The organism is uncultured Azohydromonas sp., assembly GCF_937926365.1.
In the GTDB taxonomy this organism is placed as follows: Bacteria; Pseudomonadota; Gammaproteobacteria; order Burkholderiales; family Burkholderiaceae_C; genus Azohydromonas.
In genome coordinates this window covers 1-19602 of sequence record NZ_CALAOH010000138.1, presented here as the reverse complement: position 1 = coordinate 19602, position 19602 = coordinate 1, and the positions used below count along the sequence as shown (strand labels likewise).

At 71.8% G+C, this 19602-nt stretch carries 19 protein-coding genes; 8 read left to right on the top strand and 11 right to left on the bottom strand.

The annotated features are described in order from the left end of the window. Position 1 precedes the first annotated feature (1 nt). Complete coding sequence (locus tag Q0741_RS14850) at positions 2 to 391, top strand: CidA/LrgA family protein (RefSeq protein ID WP_298233989.1); 390 nt, start codon at positions 2 to 4, stop codon at positions 389 to 391. Then, positions 384 to 1100 carry an LrgB family protein gene (locus Q0741_RS14845; protein WP_298233988.1) on the top strand — a complete coding sequence of 239 codons (717 nt, stop codon included), beginning with the start codon at positions 384 to 386 and terminating at the stop codon, positions 1098 to 1100. The genes Q0741_RS14850 and Q0741_RS14845 overlap by 8 nt, the downstream gene beginning before the upstream one ends. 43 nt (positions 1101 to 1143) lie before the next feature. On the opposite strand, the gene Q0741_RS14840 is transcribed toward Q0741_RS14845, so the two are convergent. From Q0741_RS14840 to cphA (Q0741_RS14830), 3 genes are read right to left on the bottom strand one after another with little or no spacing between them, the layout of a single operon-like run. After that, the gene (locus Q0741_RS14840) at positions 1144 to 1761 is read right to left on the bottom strand and encodes a DUF4126 domain-containing protein (protein ID WP_298233987.1); all 618 of its coding nucleotides are present in this window, start codon (positions 1759 to 1761) and stop codon (positions 1144 to 1146) included. 43 nt (positions 1762 to 1804) lie between these two features. After that, positions 1805 to 4360, bottom strand: a complete 2556-nt coding sequence (gene cphA / locus Q0741_RS14835; protein ID WP_298233986.1) for a cyanophycin synthetase — start codon at positions 4358 to 4360, stop codon at positions 1805 to 1807. Then, the gene (gene cphA, locus Q0741_RS14830) at positions 4360 to 6534 is read right to left on the bottom strand and encodes a cyanophycin synthetase (protein WP_298233985.1); all 2175 of its coding nucleotides are present in this window, start codon (positions 6532 to 6534) and stop codon (positions 4360 to 4362) included. The genes cphA (Q0741_RS14835) and cphA (Q0741_RS14830) overlap by 1 nt, the downstream gene beginning before the upstream one ends. A 145-nt stretch (positions 6535 to 6679) precedes the next feature. Here cphA (Q0741_RS14830) and Q0741_RS14825 point away from each other — a divergent pair, with 145 nt between their 5' ends. Then, the gene (locus Q0741_RS14825; protein WP_298233984.1) at positions 6680 to 8944 is read left to right on the top strand and encodes an ABC transporter ATP-binding protein; all 2265 of its coding nucleotides are present in this window, start codon (positions 6680 to 6682) and stop codon (positions 8942 to 8944) included. 3 nt (positions 8945 to 8947) lie between these two features. Further along, positions 8948 to 9439, top strand: coding sequence for a DUF1854 domain-containing protein (locus tag Q0741_RS14820; RefSeq protein ID WP_298233983.1), 492 nt, complete (start codon positions 8948 to 8950; stop codon positions 9437 to 9439). A gap of 24 nt (positions 9440 to 9463) precedes the next feature. On the opposite strand, the gene Q0741_RS14815 is transcribed toward Q0741_RS14820, so the two are convergent. The 4 genes from Q0741_RS14815 to Q0741_RS14800 form a co-directional block, all read right to left on the bottom strand. Then, entirely contained in the window at positions 9464 to 9784 is a 321-nt protein-coding gene (locus Q0741_RS14815) for a hypothetical protein (RefSeq protein WP_298233982.1), read from the bottom strand. Positions 9785 to 10065: 281 nt separating this feature from the next. Next, positions 10066 to 10656 (bottom strand): hemerythrin domain-containing protein, encoded by a 591-nt coding sequence (locus Q0741_RS14810; protein ID WP_298233981.1) that lies wholly within the window; start codon positions 10654 to 10656, stop codon positions 10066 to 10068. A gap of 93 nt (positions 10657 to 10749) precedes the next feature. Beyond that, positions 10750 to 11157 carry a SirB2 family protein gene (locus tag Q0741_RS14805; protein WP_298233980.1) on the bottom strand — a complete coding sequence of 136 codons (408 nt, stop codon included), beginning with the start codon at positions 11155 to 11157 and terminating at the stop codon, positions 10750 to 10752. 92 nt (positions 11158 to 11249) lie between these two features. Continuing rightward, positions 11250 to 11684: a DoxX family protein gene (locus tag Q0741_RS14800; RefSeq protein ID WP_298233979.1), complete on the bottom strand. Its 435-nt coding sequence runs from the start codon at positions 11682 to 11684 to the stop codon at positions 11250 to 11252. A gap of 162 nt (positions 11685 to 11846) precedes the next feature. On the opposite strand from Q0741_RS14800, the gene Q0741_RS14795 reads away from it, so the two are divergent. Next, positions 11847 to 12332 (top strand): hemerythrin domain-containing protein, encoded by a 486-nt coding sequence (locus Q0741_RS14795; RefSeq protein ID WP_298233978.1) that lies wholly within the window; start codon positions 11847 to 11849, stop codon positions 12330 to 12332. Between the two features lie 131 nt (positions 12333 to 12463). Here Q0741_RS14795 and Q0741_RS14790 read toward each other — a convergent pair whose 3' ends face one another. Further along, entirely contained in the window at positions 12464 to 12625 is a 162-nt protein-coding gene (locus Q0741_RS14790; RefSeq protein WP_298233977.1) for a hypothetical protein, read from the bottom strand. Positions 12626 to 12713: 88 nt separating this feature from the next. On the opposite strand from Q0741_RS14790, the gene Q0741_RS14785 reads away from it, so the two are divergent. From Q0741_RS14785 to Q0741_RS14775, 3 genes are all read left to right on the top strand, one after another. Continuing rightward, the gene (locus tag Q0741_RS14785) at positions 12714 to 15542 is read left to right on the top strand and encodes an ATP-binding cassette domain-containing protein (RefSeq protein ID WP_298233976.1); all 2829 of its coding nucleotides are present in this window, start codon (positions 12714 to 12716) and stop codon (positions 15540 to 15542) included. A 37-nt stretch (positions 15543 to 15579) separates the two neighbouring features. After that, positions 15580 to 16086 (top strand): hypothetical protein, encoded by a 507-nt coding sequence (locus Q0741_RS14780; RefSeq protein ID WP_298233975.1) that lies wholly within the window; start codon positions 15580 to 15582, stop codon positions 16084 to 16086. An 87-nt stretch (positions 16087 to 16173) separates the two neighbouring features. Then, positions 16174 to 16923 carry an SDR family oxidoreductase gene (locus tag Q0741_RS14775; RefSeq protein ID WP_298233974.1) on the top strand — a complete coding sequence of 250 codons (750 nt, stop codon included), beginning with the start codon at positions 16174 to 16176 and terminating at the stop codon, positions 16921 to 16923. Positions 16924 to 17049: 126 nt separating this feature from the next. Here Q0741_RS14775 and Q0741_RS14770 read toward each other — a convergent pair whose 3' ends face one another. From Q0741_RS14770 to Q0741_RS14760, 3 genes are all read right to left on the bottom strand, one after another. After that, complete coding sequence (locus tag Q0741_RS14770) at positions 17050 to 17520, bottom strand: GNAT family N-acetyltransferase (protein ID WP_298233973.1); 471 nt, start codon at positions 17518 to 17520, stop codon at positions 17050 to 17052. Then, positions 17517 to 18959, bottom strand: a complete 1443-nt coding sequence (locus Q0741_RS14765) for a lyase family protein (RefSeq protein ID WP_298233972.1) — start codon at positions 18957 to 18959, stop codon at positions 17517 to 17519. Before Q0741_RS14765 ends, Q0741_RS14770 begins: the two co-directional genes overlap by 4 nt. A gap of 197 nt (positions 18960 to 19156) precedes the next feature. Further along, the coding region (locus Q0741_RS14760; protein WP_298233971.1) for a helix-turn-helix domain-containing protein at positions 19157 to 19602 on the bottom strand (446 nt) is incomplete at its 5' end.

Sequence of the window (19602 nt, the reverse complement as noted above, 5' to 3'; positions counted from 1 at the left end):
CATGCAGGCCCTGCGCGGACTGGCCTTCCTGCTGCTGCTGCAGGCGCTGGGCGAAGCCCTGGCGCGCGGTTTCAGCTTGCCCCTGCCAGGCCCGGTGCTGGGGCTGGTGCTGCTGCTGGCGGCGCTGCGCGTGCCGGCGTTGCGCGCGCCGGTGGCCGCGGCGGCCGATGCGCTGCTGACGCACCTGTCGCTGCTATTCGTGCCGGTGGGCGTGGGGGTCATCACGCACTTGGCGGTGCTGTCGCAATACGGGCTCAAGCTGCTGCTGGCCATCGTGCTGTCCACCTGGATCGGCATGGCGGTGACGGCGCTGGTGCTGCGCGCGCTGCTGGCGCGCTCGCCCGAAACGCCGGCCGGCGACGACGCCGGGGAAGGGGACACGCATGGCTGATTTCGTCCAACTCTGGGTCTACATGGCCTCCACGCCCCTGTTCGGGCTCACGGCCACGCTGGTGACCTATGTGAGCGCGCAGGCGATGTACGCGCGGCTGGACCATGCGCCCTGGGCCAACCCGGTGCTGTGGTCGGTGCTGATGCTCGGCGTGCTGCTGCTGCTCACGCGCACGCCCTATCCGGCCTATTTCGCCGGCGCGCAGTTCGTGCATGCGCTGCTGGGGCCGGCGGTGGTGGCGCTGGGCTGGCCGCTGTGGCAGCGGCGCGAGGCGCTGCGCCGCCGCGGCGTGGCTCTGGTGGTGGCGGCGCTGGCCGGCGGCGCGGCAGCGGCCCTGAGCGCGCTGGCGCTGGGCTGGGTGCTGGGGCTGCCGGCGGACGTGCTGCGCTCGCTGGCGCCCAAGTCCGTGACCGCGCCGGTGGCCATGGGTATCGCCGAGCGGCTGAACGGCATCCCGGCGCTGGCGGCGCTGTTCGCCGTGCTCACCGGCATGGTGGGCGCGCTGTCGGCCAAGTACCTGTTCGACGCCCTGGGCGTGCGCGACTGGGCCGTGCGCGGCTTCGCGCTGGGCACCGCCGCGCACGGCATCGGCGCGGCGCGCGCGCTGCAGGTGCACCCGGACGCCGGCGCCTACGCCGGCATGGCGCTGGGCCTGCAGGTGCTGCTGGCGGCGCTGCTGATGCCGCTGGCGGCGCGCTTCATCGGCTGAACAGCGGCAGACCCGGCGGCCATGGAAGGGCGCCGCGCCCCGTTCAGCGCCCCAGGCGGGCCAGCCGCCGCCGCACGAAGCGCCACAGCGTGAAGGCCAGCGCCAGCGCCAGCGCGACGGCCACGATCAGCACCACGAAGAAGGCGATCGGGTGCGCCCACGACAGCCACAGCAGCCCCGGCACGGCGGCGTCGCCCACCAGGGACAGGGCCAGGTTGGTGAAGGGCTCCGGCGAGGTGTTGACCGCCGCGCGCGTGCTGGCCTTGCCCGCGTGCGCCGTCGCCGCCAGCGTGCCGCCCAGCAGCGCGGTGACGGTGCCCCAGGCCAGCGCGTCGCCGCCGAAGGCGCCCGAGAGCGCCGCCACGGCCAATGCCGCACCGGCGGGAATGCGGATCGCGGTGTGCACCGCGTCCCACAGCGAATCCACCGCCGGCACCTTGTCGGCGATGAACTCCACCACCAGCATCACGCCGGCCGCGCCCAGCACCAGCGGGTTCTGCAGCACCTGCAGCCCCGGCGGCAGCGTCACCCACTGCAGCCAGCCCGCCAGCCCGGTGAGGAACACCGCGGCGTAGAGCCGCATCCCGCTGGCCCAGCCCAGCGCCGCGGCCAGCGCGGCCAGTTGCGTCAGGTCCTGCGGCGTGGCGGCGGCAGGGTCCATCGCAGCCTCGCGTCGTCCTGCGCCGCGCCTGCGGTCCGGCGCCTCAGCGGACCTCGGCGATGCGCTGGGCCAGGTGCGCCAGCGCCTCTTCCACCTGGTCGATGAGGATCAGGCACAGGTCGCCCGGCTCCAGGCGCGACAGCGCGGCGTCGATGGCGACGAACTCGCCGCGGATCTCCTCCACGTGGCGCGTGCGCGAGGCCCCCTGCAGGCCCTGGCGCAGCAGCCCGATCACCTCGCCGTCGGCGCGCCCGCGCTGCGCCGCGTCCTGGTACAGCACCACCTCGTCGAAGGCCGCGCCCAGGATCTGCGTCTGCTCGGTGATGTCCTCGTCGCGCCGGTCGCCCGCGCCGCTGATCACCACCGAGCGCTTCTTGGCCGGCATGGTGGCGATGGCCGCCACCAGCGCGCGCATCGCGTCGGGGTTGTGGCCGTAGTCGGCGATCAGCGTGGCGCCGCGGTAGTCCATGACGTTGAAGCGCCCCGGCGCGTTGTGCGCGTCGTTGACGAAGCTCGCCAGCCCGCGGCGCACCGCGTCCCAGCTCAGCCCCGAGGCCCAGGCCGCGGCCACGGCCGCCATCACGTTCTCCACCTGGAAGCCGATGCTGCCGCCGCGCGTGAGCGGGATGTCGCGCAGCGACAGGCTCTCGCGCCAGGTGCCCTCGGCGGCCACCACCGCGTCGCCGTCCACGAACACGGTGCGCTGGCCCTGCGCGCGGTGCATGGCCATCAGCGGGTGGTGCCGGTCGGCGGCGAAGAAGATCACCTTGCCCGGGCACACGCCGGCCATGGCGGCCACGGTCGGGTCGGCGGCGTTCAGCACCGCGTAGCCGCTCTCGGCCACGTTGTGCACGATCACGCGCTTGAGCACCGCCAGGTCCTCCACCGTGGTGATGTAGTTCAGCCCCAGGTGGTCGCCGGCGCCGATGTTGGTCACCACCGCCACGCTGCAGCGGTCGAAGCCCAGGCCCTCGCGCAGCACGCCGCCGCGCGCGGTTTCGAACACCGCCGCGTCCACCTCCGGGTGCAGCAGCACGTTGCGCGCGCTCCTGGGGCCGCTGCAGTCGCCGCTGTCGGTCTGGCGGCCGTTGACGTAGACGCCGTCGGTGTTGGTCATGCCCACGCGCAGCCCGGCGCTGGCGAACAGGTGCGCGATCAGCCGCGTGACGGTGGTCTTGCCGTTGGTGCCGGTGACGGCGACCACCGGGATGCGCCCGTCCTCGCCCGGGGCATAGAGGTGGCTGACCATCGCCTCGCCCACGTTGCGGCCCTTGCCGTAGGAGGGCGACAGGTGCATGCGCAGGCCCGGCGCGGCGTTGACTTCGACCACACCGCCGCTTTGCTCCTCCAGCGGGCGCAGCACGCTCTCGGCCACCACGTCCACGCCGCAGATGTGCAGCCCGATCATTTGCGCCGCCGCCACGGCGCGCGCCGCCACGTCCGGGTGCACGTCGTCGGTCACGTCGGTGGCGGTGCCGCCGGTGGAGAGGTTGGCGTTGTTGCGCAGCGTCACGCGGCGCCCCTTCTCGGGCACGGACTCGGGCGTGAGCCCCTGCAGGTCCAGCCGCGCCAGCGCGATCTCGTCCAGCCGGATCTTGGTCAGCGAGGTGGCGTGGCCGTCGCCGCGGCGCGGGTCGGCGTTGACCTGCTCCACCAGCTCGCGCACGGTGCGACGCCCGTCACCCACCACCTGCGGCGGGTCGCGCCGCGCCGCGGCCACCAGGCGGTTGCCCACCACCAGCAGCCGGTAGTCGCAGCCGGGCAGGTACTTCTCGACCAGCACCTCGCCGATCTCGGCGGCGGCTCGGTAGGCGATCTCCATGTGCTCGCGCGTGGCGACGTTCACCGTCACGCCCTTGCCCTGATTGCCGTCCTGGGGCTTGAGCACCACGGGCAGGCCGATCTCCTGCGCCACGGCCCAGGCTTCCTCCAGGCTGGACACCGGCCGCCCGATGGGCACCGGCACGCCGGCGGCGGCCAGCAGCTTCTTGGTGAGGTCCTTGTCCTGGGCGATGGACTCGGAGACGGCGCTGGTGGTGTCCACCTCGGCGGCCCAAATGCGGCGCTGCCTGGAGCCCCAGCCGAGCTGCACCAGGCTGCCCTCGGTCAGGCGCCGGTATGGAATGCCGCGCGCCACGGCCGCGGCCACGATCGAGCCGGTGCTGGGGCCCAGGCGCACGTCCTCGTCCTTCTCGCGCAGCGCGGCCAGCGCGGCGTCGAGGTCGAAGGCCTCGTCGGCCAGCGCCGCGGCCACCAGGGCGCGTGCGGTGTCGAAAGCCATGCGGCCCACGGGTTCCTCGGTGTACTCCACCACCACCTGGTACACGCCGGCTTCCAGCGTGGGCTGGGTGCGGCTGAAGGTGACGGGGCAGCCGGCCTGGGCCTGCAGGCCCAGCGTGGCGGCTTCGAGCACGTGCGCCAGGGACGTGCCGGCGTGCAGCGGCGCCAGGCCCGGGAAGCGCTGGCGCAGCCGGTTCTCGAAGCCCGGCATGCCGGCGATGGCGTTCTCGGCGCCTTCGCAGGCCACCACGGCTTCGATGGCGGTGTGGCGGCTCCAGAGGTTGGGGCCGCGCAGGGCACGGATGCGGGAGACGTTCATCAGCGATTCGGATTCGGGTTGCGCGCGAGCTCGGCATCGAAGGTTTCGATGCCGGCACGGATCAGGGCGGGCGCGATGCCCAGGGCCCAGGCGGCGGCCACGGCCGGCAGCACGCCCTGGGCGCGCTCGGCCTCGCCCCAGGCGCCGAGCTCGATGCGCTGCGGCGCCGCGTCCGGCGCCAGCAGCTCGGCGGCGCGGCCCTGCAGCCGCACGGCGCGGCCGCCCGCGGCCACGTGCTCCTGCAGCGCGGCGTTGTCCGCCGCCAGGGCGTAGAGGATGGATTCGCCGTCGCACAGCGGGGCCAGTGCGGCGATGCGCGCGTCGTCCGCGTTGAGCACGGCCACGCCCCCGTCCAGCACCACGTCCACCTGGGTGCGCAGCACCTTGGGCAGTTGATCCGCGTCGCGGATGTCGTAGTGGCCCAGCGTTTCGGCGCCTTCGAAGTCGGTGACGATGCCGATGTCGCAGCGGTCGTAGGACAGGCCGTCGCGCAGGATGGACAGCGGGCCGTTCTCGATCACCGCCGCCTCGATGCGGCGGTTCATCAGCAGCCGGTGGCCGGCTTCCCAGTTGGCGCAGTCGCCACCCTGCACCGGGCGGTTCTCCAGGAACAGGCCGTCGCGGCAGGCCAGGCCCACGGGCGTGCCGCGCAGGTGCAGCAGCCACGCCACCAGCCGCGCCGTGACGTGCGTGCTGCGCGTGCCGGCCACGCCGACGATGGGAACGCGCCCGCTCTCGCCCTCGGCGAAGAGGTGGTCCACGATGGCGCGGCCCACCGGCTGCGGCGTGCCCACGGCCGGCTTCAGGTGCATCAGCAGCCCCGGGCCGGCGTTGACCTCGACGATCGCGCCGCCCTGCGTCTCCAGCGGCTTGGAGATGTCCTCGGCCACCAGGTCGATGCCGGCGATGTCCAGCCCCACGACCTTGGCCGCCAGCACCGCCATGGCGGCGACTTCCGGGTGGACCTCGTGCGTGCAGTCGAAGGCCATGTTGCCGTTGCGCTGCACCAGCACGCGGCGCCCGGCGGCGGGCACGGAGTCGCCGTCCAGGCCCTGGCGCTGCAGCAGCTGGCGCATCACGGGCTCGCGCTCCAGGCGGATGGTCTCCAGCGGCAGGTCCTCGGTCTCGCCGCGGCGCGGGTCGGTGTTGAGCTGGCTGTCGATGAGCTGCACCACGGTGCTCTGGCCGTCGCCGGTGATCCACAGGCTCTCGCCGCGCGCGGCGGCCACGAGCTTGCCGCCCACCACCAGCAGCCGGTGCTCGTTGCCGCGCACGTAGCGCTCGACGATCACCTCCGAGCCTTCCGCGTCGGCGATGCCGAAGGCGGCCTCGATGTCGGCCTGCTCGGTCAGCTCCAGCGACACGCCGCGGCCATGGTTGGCGTCGGAGGGTTTCACCACCACCGGCACGCCGATGTCTTCCGCCGCCTCCCAGGCCTCCGCGGGCGACTCGACCACCCGGCCCTCGGGCACCGGCACGCCGCAGGCGGCCAGCAGCGTCTTCGTCAGATCCTTGTCGCCGGCGATGCCCTCGCCGATGGCGCTGGTGCGGTCGGTCTCGGCGGTCCAGATGCGGCGCGAGCGGGCGCCATAGCCCAGCTGCACCAGGTTGCCGCTGTTGAGACGGATGTGAGGGATGCGGCGCTCGGTGGCCGCCTCCACGATGGCGGCGGTGCTGGGGCCGAGGTAGCAGTCGTCCAGCTCCTCACGCACCACGTTCACCGCGGCGTCCACGTCGAAGGGCTGTTCGTTGATGGCGGCCATCAGCAGCGCGTGGCCCTGCGCCAGCGCCGCGCGCGCCACCTGCTCGTCGCGGGCGCGGAACACCATGCGGTAGACGCCGTGCTGCGAGGTGCTGCGGGTCTGGCCGAAACCGGTGGGCATGCCCGCGAGGTTGAGCAGCTCGATGACCACGTGCTCCAGGATGTGGCCGGCCCAGGTGCCCTCGCGCAGCCGCTCCACGAAGCCGCCGCGCTCGCCCACGCCGCAGTGGTGCTCCATCAGGTTGGGCAGCATGCCCAGGAGCCGGTCGGTGAAGCCGGGCAGCAGGTTGGAGGGGTAGTCCTCCAGCTCACCGAGATCCAGCCAGACCTCCAGCGCAGGGCGGTAGGTCCAGATGTTGGGCCCGCGCAGGTGGTTGATGCGCAGCAGCCGGATGTCGTTCTTGGGGCTCATGGTCAGTAATGCTGTCCCGGTCGAATGAGGGATTGTGCCGTTCGCGGCAGGTGGGGCAGGCGGGGGACCGGCCGCAAGGCGTGCCGGTTGCCTGCTTGCGCGAGAATCCCGGGCCCCCGGCGCGCGCCGAGGGCTGCTGAAGCCCATGTCACATCCAATCTCCGCTCCCTTGTCCGGTGAGGTCGGCGCCGCTTGGCGCGGTGCCTTGCCCTCCCGCCTCGAAGCTGGCGACAACGTGCTGGCCACGCTGCAGGTTGACCTCGACGCGCAATTGCGCTTTGCCGACGGCGGCCTGGTGCTCACCGAACGCACGCTGCAGGCCGCTTCCCCGGACGGGCGCTGGCAGGACTGGCCGCTGACCCGGGACCTGGCGCTGCGCCTGAACGACCACGCCGGCGTGGGCACGCTGGAGCTGGTGGACGCGCACCGGCGCCTGGCGCTGTGGCGCTTCACGCTGGCGCAGGGGCCGGCGGCGCAGCAGTTCATCGCCGCCTTCGAACGCCAGCAGGCGCGCCGCGCCGGGCAGCTGGCCGCCGACGAGGACGCCGCGTCCGCCGACGCCGCCGAGGCCGAGGACGGCGCCGCCAGGACGTCCAAGCCGACCTCGACCTGGGTGCTGCTGCGGCTGTGGCGCTTCGCCCGCCCGTACCAGGGCCGGCTGTTCCTGGGCTTCCTGCTGACGCTGGCCTCCACCGCCGCCACGCTGGTGCCGCCTTATCTGACCATCCCGCTGATGGACCGGGTGCTGATCCCGTTCCAGAACGGGCAGGCCATCGACACCACGCTGGTGCTGCTGCTGCTGTCGGGGCTGCTGGGGTCGGCGCTGCTGGCCTGGGGCCTGAGCTGGGCCCGCACGTACCTGCTGGCGCTGGTGAGCGAGCGCATCGGCGCGGATTTGCGCACCACGACTTACGAGCACCTGCTCACGCTGTCGCTGGACTACTTCGGCAACAAGCGCACCGGCGATCTGCTGGCGCGCATCGGCTCGGAGACGGACCGCATCAACGTCTTCCTGTCGCTGCACGCGCTGGACTTCGCCACCGACGTGCTGATGATCGCCATGACGGCGGCCATCCTGTTCTCCATCAACCCCTGGCTGGCGCTGGTGACGCTGCTGCCGCTGCCCGTCATCGGCTGGCTCATCCACATCGTGCGCGAGCGGCTGCGCACCGGCTTCGAGAAGATCGACCGCGTCTGGTCCGAGGTCACCAACGTGCTGGCCGACACCATTCCCGGCATCCGCGTGGTCAAGGCCTTCGCGCAGGAGGCGCGCGAGGCGCAGCGCTTCAAGGAGGCCAACCGCCACAACCTGGAGGTCAACGACCGGCTCAACCGCACCTGGAGCCTGTTCACGCCCACGGTGACGCTGCTCACCGAGATCGGGCTGCTGGTGGTGTGGGCCTTCGGCATCTGGCAGATCAGCCGCAACGAGATCACGGTGGGCGTGCTCACCGCCTTCATTGCCTACATCGGCCGCTTCTACTCGCGGCTGGACTCGATGAGCCGCATCGTGTCGGTGACGCAGAAGGCCGCCGCCGGCGCCAAGCGCATCTTCGACATCCTGGACCACGTCTCCAACGTGCCCGATCCGGCCCAGCCGGTGCCGCTGCCCTCGGTGCAGGGCCGCATCGAGATGCGCGGGCTGACCTTCCGCTACGGCAACCGCAGCGTCATCCGCGGGCTGGACCTCGACATCCACCCCGGCGAGATGATCGGCCTGGTGGGCCACAGCGGCTCGGGCAAGAGCACGCTGGTGAACCTGCTCTGCCGCTTCTACGACATCAGCGACGGTTCCATCCGCGTGGACGGCACCGACATCCGCCGCTTCGCCGTGGCCGACTACCGGCGCCACATCGGGCTGGTGCTGCAGGAGCCGTTCCTGTTCTTCGGCACCATCGCCGAGAACATCGCCTACGGCCGCCCCGACGCCACGCGCGAGCAGATCGTGGCCGCGGCGCGCGCGGCGCACGCGCACGAGTTCATCCTGCGCCTGCCTCACGGCTACGACTCGATGGTGGGCGAGCGCGGCCAGGGCCTCTCCGGCGGCGAGCGCCAGCGCATCTCCATCGCGCGCGCTCTGCTGATCGACCCGCGCATCCTCATCCTCGACGAGGCCACCTCCAGCGTGGACACGGAAACCGAGGGCGAGATCCAGAAGGCGCTGGACAACCTGGTGCAGGGCCGCACCACCATCGCCATCGCGCACCGCCTCTCCACGCTGCGCAAGGCCGACCGCCTGGTGGTGATGGACCGCGGCCGCGTGGTGGAGGTGGGTCCGCATGACGAGCTGATGGAAAAGCAGGGCGCTTACTGGCGCCTGTACGAGGCGCAGGCGCGCAACGTCGATACCGAGCCGCAGATGCCGCGCGCGCCCGAGGCGCACGTGGCGCGGCAGACGGGGGAGGTGTGATCCATGAGCAACCTTGATGCCTCGAACGCCGACGGCGCGGACATCCGGCTCTCGCGCAACCCCTTCGGCCGCCTGGTGCTGACCGACGCGCACGGGCGCGAGCACGTGGGCGTGACGCCGGTGCGCGCCTTCCCGATCGCGGCGCCGCTGGAAGGGCTGTCACTGGTGGGTCCGGACGGCCACGAGCTGGCCTGGGTGGAGCGCATGGACGCGCTCACGCCCGCGGCGCGGCTGCTGGTGGAGGAGGAGCTGGCGGCGCGCGAGTTCATGCCGCGCATCGAGCAACTGGTGTCGGTATCGGGCTTCGCCACGCCCAGCACCTGGACCGTGCACACCGACCGCGGCCCCACGCAGTTCGTGCTCAAGGCGGAGGAGGACATCCGCCGCCTGGCCAATGGGCTGCTGCTGATCACCAGCGCCGACGGCGTGCAGTTCCGCGCCGAGCGCTTCGCGCTGGACAAGGCGTCGCGGAAGCTGCTGGAGCGGTTTCTGTAGCGGGGGGCGGCAGCCCGCGCTGCCTCAAGCCGCCTCGCGGCTCCCCCGCTGCAGCCGGCGCAGCAGCGTATCGGTGGTATCGCGCAGCGCGCGCGCCTGGGCGCCGGCGCTGTGCAGCAGGCCGCACTCGTCGAAGCCGCGGTTGTCCAGCACCTCGCACACGACCTCATAGGCCGTCAGCACCTGCAGATGCTTCACCGGCACGCCCGCCAGCGCGTGGCGCAGCATGCGCGCGTGCACGCGGTAGTCCAGCGCGTTCATGCGCCGCTGGCCGGTTTCGAGCGCGTTTAGCCGACGCGCGAGGTCTTCGATGAAGAGATGGCGGTTGTGGGCAAGTTCGTTCACGGCGGGCCTTCGACGGTGCCTCGCCACTCGGCCGTCTGGTTCCGGGCCGCGGGCAGGGCGGAATTGCATGCCGTCATTGAGCCCCATCGAGCCCGGCACCGATCGGCGGACCAGCCGCCGATTCGTCCCGGAGTTCCAGCCTTCCCGTACCCCTCGTAACAGCCGTGCCCGTCCACTGACAACGACGCGACCCCGGGCGTGACGGATGTCCTTGCGTCGCGCCGAGCCGCAAAAAAATCGGGCCCGCGAGGGCCCGGTCTCGTGGATGCCGGGGGCTGGCCTCAGCCCATGTGGCGGCGGTGGCGGAAGGTCTGCTTGAGCATGTAGCCGCCCATCAGCAGCGCGCCGGCGGCCAGCGCCATGGAGCTCGCCGGCATGGTGCGCACGGTGTTGGAGGCGATCTCGCCGGCGTGCGGCGCGGTCAGCTCCAGGCGGCGCTTGGTCATGCGCGCGCCCAGTTCGCCCAGGCGGTCGGCCAGGCCCAGCTCGGCCTGCGGCAGCAGCGTCGTCTCCTCGTCGGCCACGTGGTGCATCACCGCGCGCATGAGCGACATGAAGACGCGGTCGTGCTCCGGGTCGGTCGGGTCCAGCGTGCGCAGCCGCGCGATCAGCGTGCGCATCTCGTCATGCTCCGGCACGCTCTTGTCCAGCACCGCGTTGTCGCTCTGCGCCTCGCGCATGGCGGGATAGAAGATCTCCTCTTCCAGCTGCGCGTGGATCTCCAGCGCCAGGCACACCGTCTTGGCCAGCGCCTGCTTGGTCTTGGGCGGGGTATCGACCTCGTACTGGTGGAAGGTCGCCAGCACATGGGTGTGATCCATGCGGATCATGTTGGTGATGCTCGGCGAGAGCTTGCTCAGGAATTGGTTCATGACGGTCGTCTCCGGAGGGTGAGCCTTGGGGCAGGCAAGCCGCATTCCTGTGGGGGGCCCTCATGGCGCGAGGGCCCGGCGCCGGCGCTGCCTTCAGCCCGCCAGGGCGTGGAACAGGCCCAGCGGGTGGTGCGCGCGCGCCACCGAGATCATGAACCCGAACACCGCCAGCGCCAGCAGCCACCCCAGCGTGCGCTGCGCGCCAGTGCGAGCGCGCTTGAGCACGAAGGTGCCCAGCGCCACGTACACCGGCAGCAGCGCCAGCTTCACCCACAGCCAGGCCGAGGCCAGCGGCTGGAACTGCAGCGAGGCGAGCACCAGCAGCGCGGCCACGACCAGCGCGGTGTCGATGGCCACGGCCGTGATGCGCAGCGGCGTCGCCATGGCCCAGCGCGAGCCGCCGATCAGCGCCAGCCCGCGCAGCGCGAACAGGCTGCCGCTGAGGTAGACGAAACCCATGTGGGCCTGTTTCAGGGTGAAGTAGTGCTCGGTCAGGGCCATGCGGAAGCGGGCCGCACGCGGCGGCGTGGTGTGGGAAGGAGCCGCCAGCCTAATGCCGCGCGGCGGCCTCGCCGGCACGAACCGGTGCCGGCTCAGTTCCAGCGCCCGTGCAGCCCGCCCACGCTGTAGCGGCCTGCGCCCAACAGCGCCACGGCCAGCGCGCCGAAGAGGTACATGCCCTGCAGTTCCAGCTCCCAGCCGCCGGTCTTGTTGAGCTGGCCGATCTGGCCCATGTGCACCAGGCCGATGGCCACCAGCATGTTGATCACCACGATCAGCGCCGCCGCGCGGCTGTACAGACCCAGGATCAGCAGCAGCGGCGCCACCACCTCGCCGACGTAGACGCCATAGCCCAGCGCCGGTGGCAGCCCGTACTTGGCCAGCAGGCCCATGATGAAGCCGGGTCCGCCGACGAGCTTGGCGATGCCGTGCAGCAGGATCAGCACCCCCAGCACCACGCGCAGCACGAGCTTGCCCGCGTCCTCGGTGGGTGTGGAACCGGCGAGCGGCGGCTTGGTGGTGCTCATGGCGTCCTCCTGGAGATTGAGGTGTGCAGGCACGGCGAAATCGGCCCGCCGCGCGGCCGGCAAGCCGCGCGCCCGCCTGGGCCCGGGCCATCTCCGAAGCGCGCCCCAGGCATGGCGAATGCCTCCAGGCCGCGCATTGACTTTTCAAGAATGAGGAACGCCATGGATGCCATCGAACTGCTCACCAGCCAGCACCGCAGCCTGGAGGCGCTGATGAAAGCCTGGATGGACGGGCCGCAGTCGCAGCGCGAGTCGCTGTTCAAGCGCGTGGGCGACGAGCTCACCGTGCACCTCACGTCGGAGGAGCAGATCTTCTATCCCGCCGTGAAGGAGAAGCGCACCGAGGACATCCTGCTGGAGTCGCTGGAGGAGCACCTGTCGCTCAAGCGCGTGCTGGCGGACCTGGTGGAACTCGCGCCGGACGACCCGGCCTTCGAGCCGAAATTCCACGTACTCAAGGAGCAGGCCGAGCACCACCACAAGGAAGAGGAGGAGCACCTGTTCCCGAAGGTGCGCAAGCTGCTGGAGCCCATGGCGCTCAACACGCTGGGCCAGCAGATGCAGGCGCTGCAGCAGCAGCTCAAGCGCGAGGGCGACCCGCGCGAGATCGTGACGGAGCAGACGGACAAGGCGGCGCCGCTGGAGTGAGAGCGGTGGATTCCGCGGCAGCCGAGAGCTGAAGCGCCGCGCACCTCATTTCGTCATGCCCGCGAAAGCGGGCATGACGGCCCAGGGGGCGCAGCGGCTCGCCTGGCGGGATGCGTCAGGACGCCGCTTGATCAACTCCCGCCCTGGTGTGAGCGCTTCCCCGGGTTCTTCTTGGTGCGCGTGGCCACGCCGCGCGCTTTGCTGCGCTTCTGGCCGGTGGCCTTCTGTTCCTGCGCGGGGCGCAGCGGGATGGTGGCGCGAGCGTCGGCTTCGGTCTTGATCTGGCTACCCATGCGGGACTCCTGAAAAAACGTCCGGACGCGGCATTGGCAAGGCCCGTGCCCTGGCGCTGGCAGGCATTCGGCTTGCCGCCGCGCGGCGATGGCAGACACCCCCCCAGGCAGCAACGGCAAGACCAACGTGTTCGTCGGGCTGGCAGAGGCGGCCTGGCGGCATCGCAACCGCACGATCCTGGCAATGGCGCTGCTGGTGGTGGCCAAGCTCGCGGCCGTGGCGGTGCCGCTGCTGCTCAAGGCCGTCATCGACCGCTTCAGCGAGCCCGGCACCCTGGCCGAGAGCAGCCCCCACGGCGACACGGTGCTGGTGCTGCCGGTGTTCCTGCTGCTGGGCTACGCGCTGCTGCGCTTCGCCGGCACGCTGTTCACCGAGCTGCGCGACCTGGTGTTCGCGCGCGTGACACTGTCCACCGTCACCGACTTCGCCGAGCGCTGCTTCGCGCACCTGCTCTCGCTGAGCCCGCGCTTCCACGTGCAGCGCAACACCGGCGCGCTCATCCGCGACGTGGAGCGCGGCACCGCCGGCGTGGGCTTCCTGCTGGGCTCGGGCCTGTTCACCGTGGTGCCCACGCTGGTGGAGTTCATCGCCGTGCTGGCGGTGATGGCCGCGGGCTACAGCCTGTGGTTCACGCTGGTGATCATGGTGACCTTCGTCGTCTACGGCAGCTTCACCACCGCCAAGACGGCCAAGCGCGCGCTGCGCCAGCGCCGCGTCAACGACCTGGACTCGCGCGCCAACGGCCGCATGGTGGACACGCTGCTCAACTACGAGACCGTCAAGACCCATGCGCGCGAGGGCTTCGAGCGCCAGCGCTACGGCAGCGTGCTCGGCGGCTGGGTGGAGGAGGGCGTGCGCAACCAGCGCGCCCTGTCGGGCCTGCACATCGGCCAGAGCGCCATCATCGCCGCCGGCGTCGCGGCGGTGATGCTGCTGGCCGGCGAGCAGACCGTGCGCGGGCAGATGACGGTGGGCGACCTGGTGCTGGTCAACAGCTACATCATCCAGATCTGCCTGCCGCTCAACGCCCTGGGCTACGTCTTCCGCCAGGCGCGCGACGCGCTGGTGAACACCGAAAAGCTCTTCGCGCTGCTGCGCCAGCCGGTGGACATCCAGGACGCCCCGGACGCGCCGCCCCTGAAGCTCGCCGGCGGCGCCGTCGCCTTCGAGCACGTGCATTTCGCCTACGAGCCGGGCCGGCCCATCCTGCACGACCTCAGCCTGGAGATCGGCCCCGGCCAGACCGTGGCGGTGGTGGGCAGCAGCGGCTCGGGCAAGAGCACGCTGGCGCGGCTGCTGCTGCGCCTCTACGACCCGCAGCAGGGCCGCGTCACCGTGGATGGGCAGGACCTCAAGCACGTGCAGCTGGACTCGCTGCGCCGCGCCGTCGGCGTGGTGCCGCAGGACACGGTGCTGTTCAACGACACCATCGCCTACAACATCGGCTACGGGCGCCAGGGCGCGGGCATGGCGGAGGTGATCGCCGCGGCGCAGGCGGCGCAGGTGCACGAGTTCATCCTGTCGCTGCCCGATCAGTACGAGACGGTGGTGGGCGAGCGCGGGATGAAGCTTTCCGGGGGCGAGAAGCAGCGCATCGCCATCGCGCGCGCCTTCCTCAAGAACCCGCCGCTGATGATCTTCGACGAGGCCACCTCGGCGCTGGACACGCGCGCCGAGCGGGCGATCCAGCACGAACTCGACCGCATCGCGCAGGGGCGCACCACGCTGATCATTGCCCACCGCCTCTCCACCATCGTCGGCGCCGACCAGATCGTGGTCATGGACCGTGGACGCATCGTCGAGCGTGGCCGCCACGAGGAGCTGCTGGCCCGAAATGGGCTCTACGCGCAGCTGTGGAACCTGCAGCTGCAGCAGGAGCAGTTCGACAAGCTGGAGCGGCGCCTGGCGCGCCAGCCGGTGAACCTGGCGGTGGTGATCGCGCAGGCGGTGGACGGGCTGGCGGCCGAGCTCGATGCGCGCCAGGTGCGGCTGTCGGCGCACATCGACCTGGGCAATGCCAGCGTCACCGGTGACCCGAGCACGCTGGCGCAGCTCGCGCGCGAGCTGTGCGTGGCCGCGATCCAGGCCACGCCACGCGGGCGGCGCATCGAGGTGCGGCTGGAGCGCCAGGGCGAGCTGGCGCGGCTGACCATCGCCGACGGCCGCCACGCCGTGCCGGCGCTGGCGCCGCCGGGCGCGTTGCAGGCACCCGAGCCGGTGGCTCACCTGCCGCCTTTCGGCCTGGACACGCCGCTGGATCCGCTGGCGCTGCGCTCCACCGTCGAGCGCCAGGGCGGGCGCCTGAGCATCGAGCCGCCCAGCGCCTCGCACGGGCTGCGCTACGTGGTGGAGCTGCCGCTGCGCCCGGTATCCATCCCCGAGCCGGAAGCGCAGCTGCCGCCGCCCGGCCTAGCGAGCGACGACCCGGTCGAGGACGAGGCGCTGCCGCGCCTGGACGGACTGCGCGTGCTGTGCGTGGAGCCGCGCCCCGAAGCGCGCACGGCGCTGCAGCAACTGCTCGAAGGCGCGGGCGCCGAGGTGCTGCTGTTCGACGGCGCCAACGCCACGTTGCAGTGGCTGGAGCGCCAGCCGATGTCGATGTGGCCGCAGCGGCTGCTCAGCGAGGTGGCGCTGGGCAAGGAGGACGGTCTGCAGTTCATCCGCGTGCTGCGCCAGCTGGAGTCGCGCCGCGGCGTGCCCGTCCCGCAGCGGCTGCCGGCGATGGCGCTCTCCGGCTTCACCGCCCCGGAGGCGCAGCAGCAGGTGCTGGCGGCCGGTTTCAACGCGCACCTGGCCAAGCCCGCCAACCCGCGGCGGCTGCTCACCGAGCTGGCCGCGCTGCGTGGTCCCGCGCCGGGTGGCACGCGGGCTGCTGCGGAAGGGGCGGGACCGCCATCACCCCCGATCGAGGTGTAAGGGCCGGCGCGGGCGCGCCGGTTGCCATGTCACCGGTATGGACAAACAACCCTCCAGGCGTGGAAGCCATTTCGCCGACCGCCATGCCGCCGAGCAGGCGCTGGCCTTGACGCTGCCCATGGTCGAGGCGGCCATGGCCGATCCGATGGTCAGCGGTTGCGGCTTCTTCTATCTCGTGGTCATGGACCCGGCGCTCACGCCCGCCGACTGTTCGTTCGAAGAAGCCGTGTTGCTGGAGCACGCCGTGGGCGACCGCAGCCGCTGGGATGCGGACTACGCCGGCTTCGCCCGCGCCAAGGCGCGGCTGGCCTGGAGCCGGGGCGACACGCACGCGCTGCAGTCGTTGCAACCGCACCGGCTGCGCGAGGGCGACAGCCTGCTGTGGGGCAGCGCGGTGCTGGACGGCATCGTGGTGGCCGCCAGCGGCGCCTATCCGTGGTTCGACGAGGCCTTCGCCACCGCGCTGGCCGCCAACCTGCGCGCCATTGCCAAGCAGCGCCACGCCGCGGCGCTGGAGAAGCGCCAGCTCCATGCCGGCGGCTGAGCCGACTCTGCCGCGGCGCCCGGGGGGCGCCGCATTCGTTTCCGTTCCGTCGATGTGTCGACATTTGCAAAGCCAGGAGAAGCATTCATGACCTCTACCCCGGGCACCGCCCTGAAGGGCCGCAGCATCGTCATCACCGGTGGCTCGCGCGGGCTTGGCGCTGCCATCGCGCAGGTGCTGGGCGCCGAGGGCGCCACCGTCGTGCTGGCCGACCTCGACCTGGACCGCGCCAAGGCCAAGGCGGCCGAGCTGGCCAAGGAGGGTGTGGAGGCCATTGCCGAGGCGCTGGACGTGGGCGAGGAGTCGCAGGTGCTGGAGCTGCTGCAGCGCGTGCACGACCGCTTCGGGCGGCTGGACGCGGTGGTCAACAACGCCGCCATCGACATCACCGTGCCCGTGGCCGAACTGCACGGCTTCGACTGGGAGCGCATCGTCAGCACCAACCTCAGCGGCCCGTTCTACGTCGCCAAGCATGCCGCGGCGCTGATGGGGCGTGACTCGTCCTGCGGCGGCGGGCACATCGTCAACATCGCCTCCACGGCCTCCAAGCGCGCCTGGCCCAACGCCGCCGCCTACCACGCCACCAAGTGGGGGCTGCTGGGCCTGTCGCACGCGCTGCACGCGGAGCTGCGGCCCAAGGGCATCAAGGTCACGGCGGTGGTGGCCGGCGGCATGCGCACGCCCTTCCTGCTCGACCGCTTCCCCGACATCGACCCCGGCGTGCTGCAGGACCCGGTGCAGGTGGCCAAGGCGGTGCGCTTCTGCCTGCTGCAGGACGAGGAAACCGTGATCCCGGAAGTGACGGTGATTCCGATGCGCGAGAGCAGCTGGCCCTGAGCGGGCTGCCGGCCAAAGCGTCCCGTCATGTCCGCGCAGGCGGGCATCCACGCCAGGCAGGACGCAGCCTGGAGCGCGTGGACACCCGCCTGTGCGGGTGTGACGGGTTGTTCGAAACGCCGCCGCTCAGGCGGCGTTTTCCTTGCGCATCAGGAAGCGCGTGAAGCTGGCGCCGCGGCGCGTGACGGTCTGCGGCTCCACCACTTCGAAGCCGCGGGTCTCGAAGAAGGGCCAGGCGGCGAGACTGGCCTCGGTGCTGAGCTCGGTCACGCCGGCGGCGCTCAGCGCGTCCTCGGCGGCTTGCACCAGCCGCGTGGCCACGCCGCGGCGAGCGCAGCGCGGGGCGGTATAGAGCGTGTCGATGTAGCCGTCGTCGCGCCAGGAGACGAAGCCGCAGGGGCCCAGCGCGTCCTCGGCCACGAGCGTGTGCTGCGCCTCGAAGCGCTGGCGCCAGGTGTCCAGGTCGGGCGGGCGCGGCGCCCAGGCGTCGAGCTGCTGCCGGCCGTAGTGCGGCGCGCCCAGGGTGTGGACGGCGGCGGTGAACAGCGCCACCAGCGTCTTGAGGTCCGCGGGCGCATAGGGGCGAATGGCGATCAAAGTCCTCCCTCCGTCAGTCGGGCCGGGTCCAGCAGTTCCTGCAGTTTTTCCCGGCCCAGGTCCGTCATCTCTTCGGCCACGTCGATGATGGGCCGGCCCTGCTTGTAGGCCGCCTTGGCGATCTCGGCGGCCTTCAGGTAGCCCACCAGCGGATTGAGCGCCGTCACCAGCACCGGGTTGCGCGACAGCGCCGCGCGCAGGCTGGCCTCGTTGACGGTAAATCCTGCGATGGCGCGGTCGGCCAGCGCGCGGGCCGCGGCCGCCAGCAGCTGCTGGCTCTCCAGCAGGTTGCGCGCCACCAGCGGGAGCATCACGTTGAGCTCGAAGTTGCCGGACTGGCCGGCCAGGGTGATCGCGGCGTCGTTGCCGATGACCTGCGCGCCGGCCATCGCCACGGCTTCCGGGATCACCGGGTTGACCTTGCCCGGCATGATCGAGCTGCCCGGCTGCAGCGCCGGCAGCTCGATTTCCGCCAGCCCGGCCAGCGGGCCGGAGTTCATCCAGCGCAGGTCGTTGGCGATCTTGATCAGGCACACCGCCGTGGCCTTGAGTTGCCCGGAGAGCTGCACGGCCGTGTCCTGCGCGCCCATGAGCGAAAAACGCTCCGCCGCGGGCTGGAAGTGGATGCCGGTGCGTTTCTGCAGCAGCGCGCACAGGGTGGCGGCGAACTCGGGATGGGTGTTGACGCCCGTGCCCACGGCGGTGCCGCCCTGCGCCAGCGTGGCGACGGCCGGCTGCAGCGCGCACAGCCCGTTGATGGCCTGCTGCACCTGCGCGCGCCAGCCGCCGAGCACCTGGTCGAAGCGCACCGGCATGGCGTCCATCAGGTGCGTGCGGCCGGTCTTGACGTACTGGCGCAGCGTGGGCGCCTTGTTCTCCAGCGCCAAGGCCAGGTGTGCCAGCGCCGGCAGCAGCGCGCGCTCCAACTGCAGCGCCGCGGCGACGTGGATGGCCGAAGGGACGGTGTCGTTGCTGCTCTGGCCGAAGTTGACGTGGTCGTTGGGGCTGACCGGCTTGCCGAGGCGCTGGGCGGCCAGCGTCGCCAGCACCTCGTTGGCGTTCATGTTCGAGCTGGTGCCCGAGCCGGTCTGGAACACCTCGACCGGGAAATGCGCCGGGTGCCGCGGGTCGGCCAGCAGCGCGTCGGCACTGTCGGCGATGGCCTGTGCCAGCGCCGGCTCCAGCAGGCCGAGCTGCTCGTTGGCCCGCGCCGCCGCGGCCTTGAGGTGCAGCAGGGCCTCGACGAAGGCGGCCGGCATGGGGCCGCTGCCGAAATTGAAGTTCTCCACCGCGCGCTGCGTCTGCGCGCCCCACAGCGCATGCGCGGGCACGCGCACCTCCCCCATGCTGTCCTTCTCCAGGCGCCAGTCTCCTTCGGGCGCCACGCTTGCGGCGGATAGTGACGTGCTGGCGCCGCTGGCGGACGATTCCGTGCTCATGGCTTCTCCCTGGGTACCGGTAAAGGGCACCCTCGGCGCTGGCGCAGCAAGCGACGTGCGCCGGGCCGCGGTGACCAGCCCCCCGAGGTGACGGCGCCGGCCCGCGGCGAGGCCCGGAAGGCGTGGAAAGAGTGCACGCAAAAAGGCCACGGCCGCCCGTGGGCGGCCGTGGCCGGAGAGTCAGGGCAGGGTCTGGGTCAGGCGGTGCCGCCATCGCCACCGGGCTCGCCGGGCTCACCGTCACCCTTGTCCTCGGCGGCGTACTCCTTGAGCCGGTTGTAGAGCGTCTTGAGGCTCACGCCCAGCACGGCGGCGGTGCGTTCCTTATGCTGGTTGAAGTGGCGCAGCGTGGCCAGGATGAGCTGGCGTTCGGCCTCGGCCATCGAGGTGCCCAGCCGGATGGAGATGCTGGCCTCGCCGCGCCCGGCGGGTGTGGCAGCGGCAGTACCCGTGCCGGCGGCGGCCTCGGCCGAAGGTGGGTCGCTGGGCAGCCACTCGTCGGTGATTTGCTCGCCCTCGGCCATCACGAAGGCGCGCTGCACCACGTTGCGCAGTTCGCGCACGTTGCCCGGCCAACGGTAGGCGGCAAGCTTCTCCAGCGCCGCGGGCGTGAAGCGCTTGCGCACGTTCTCGCGCTCGCACA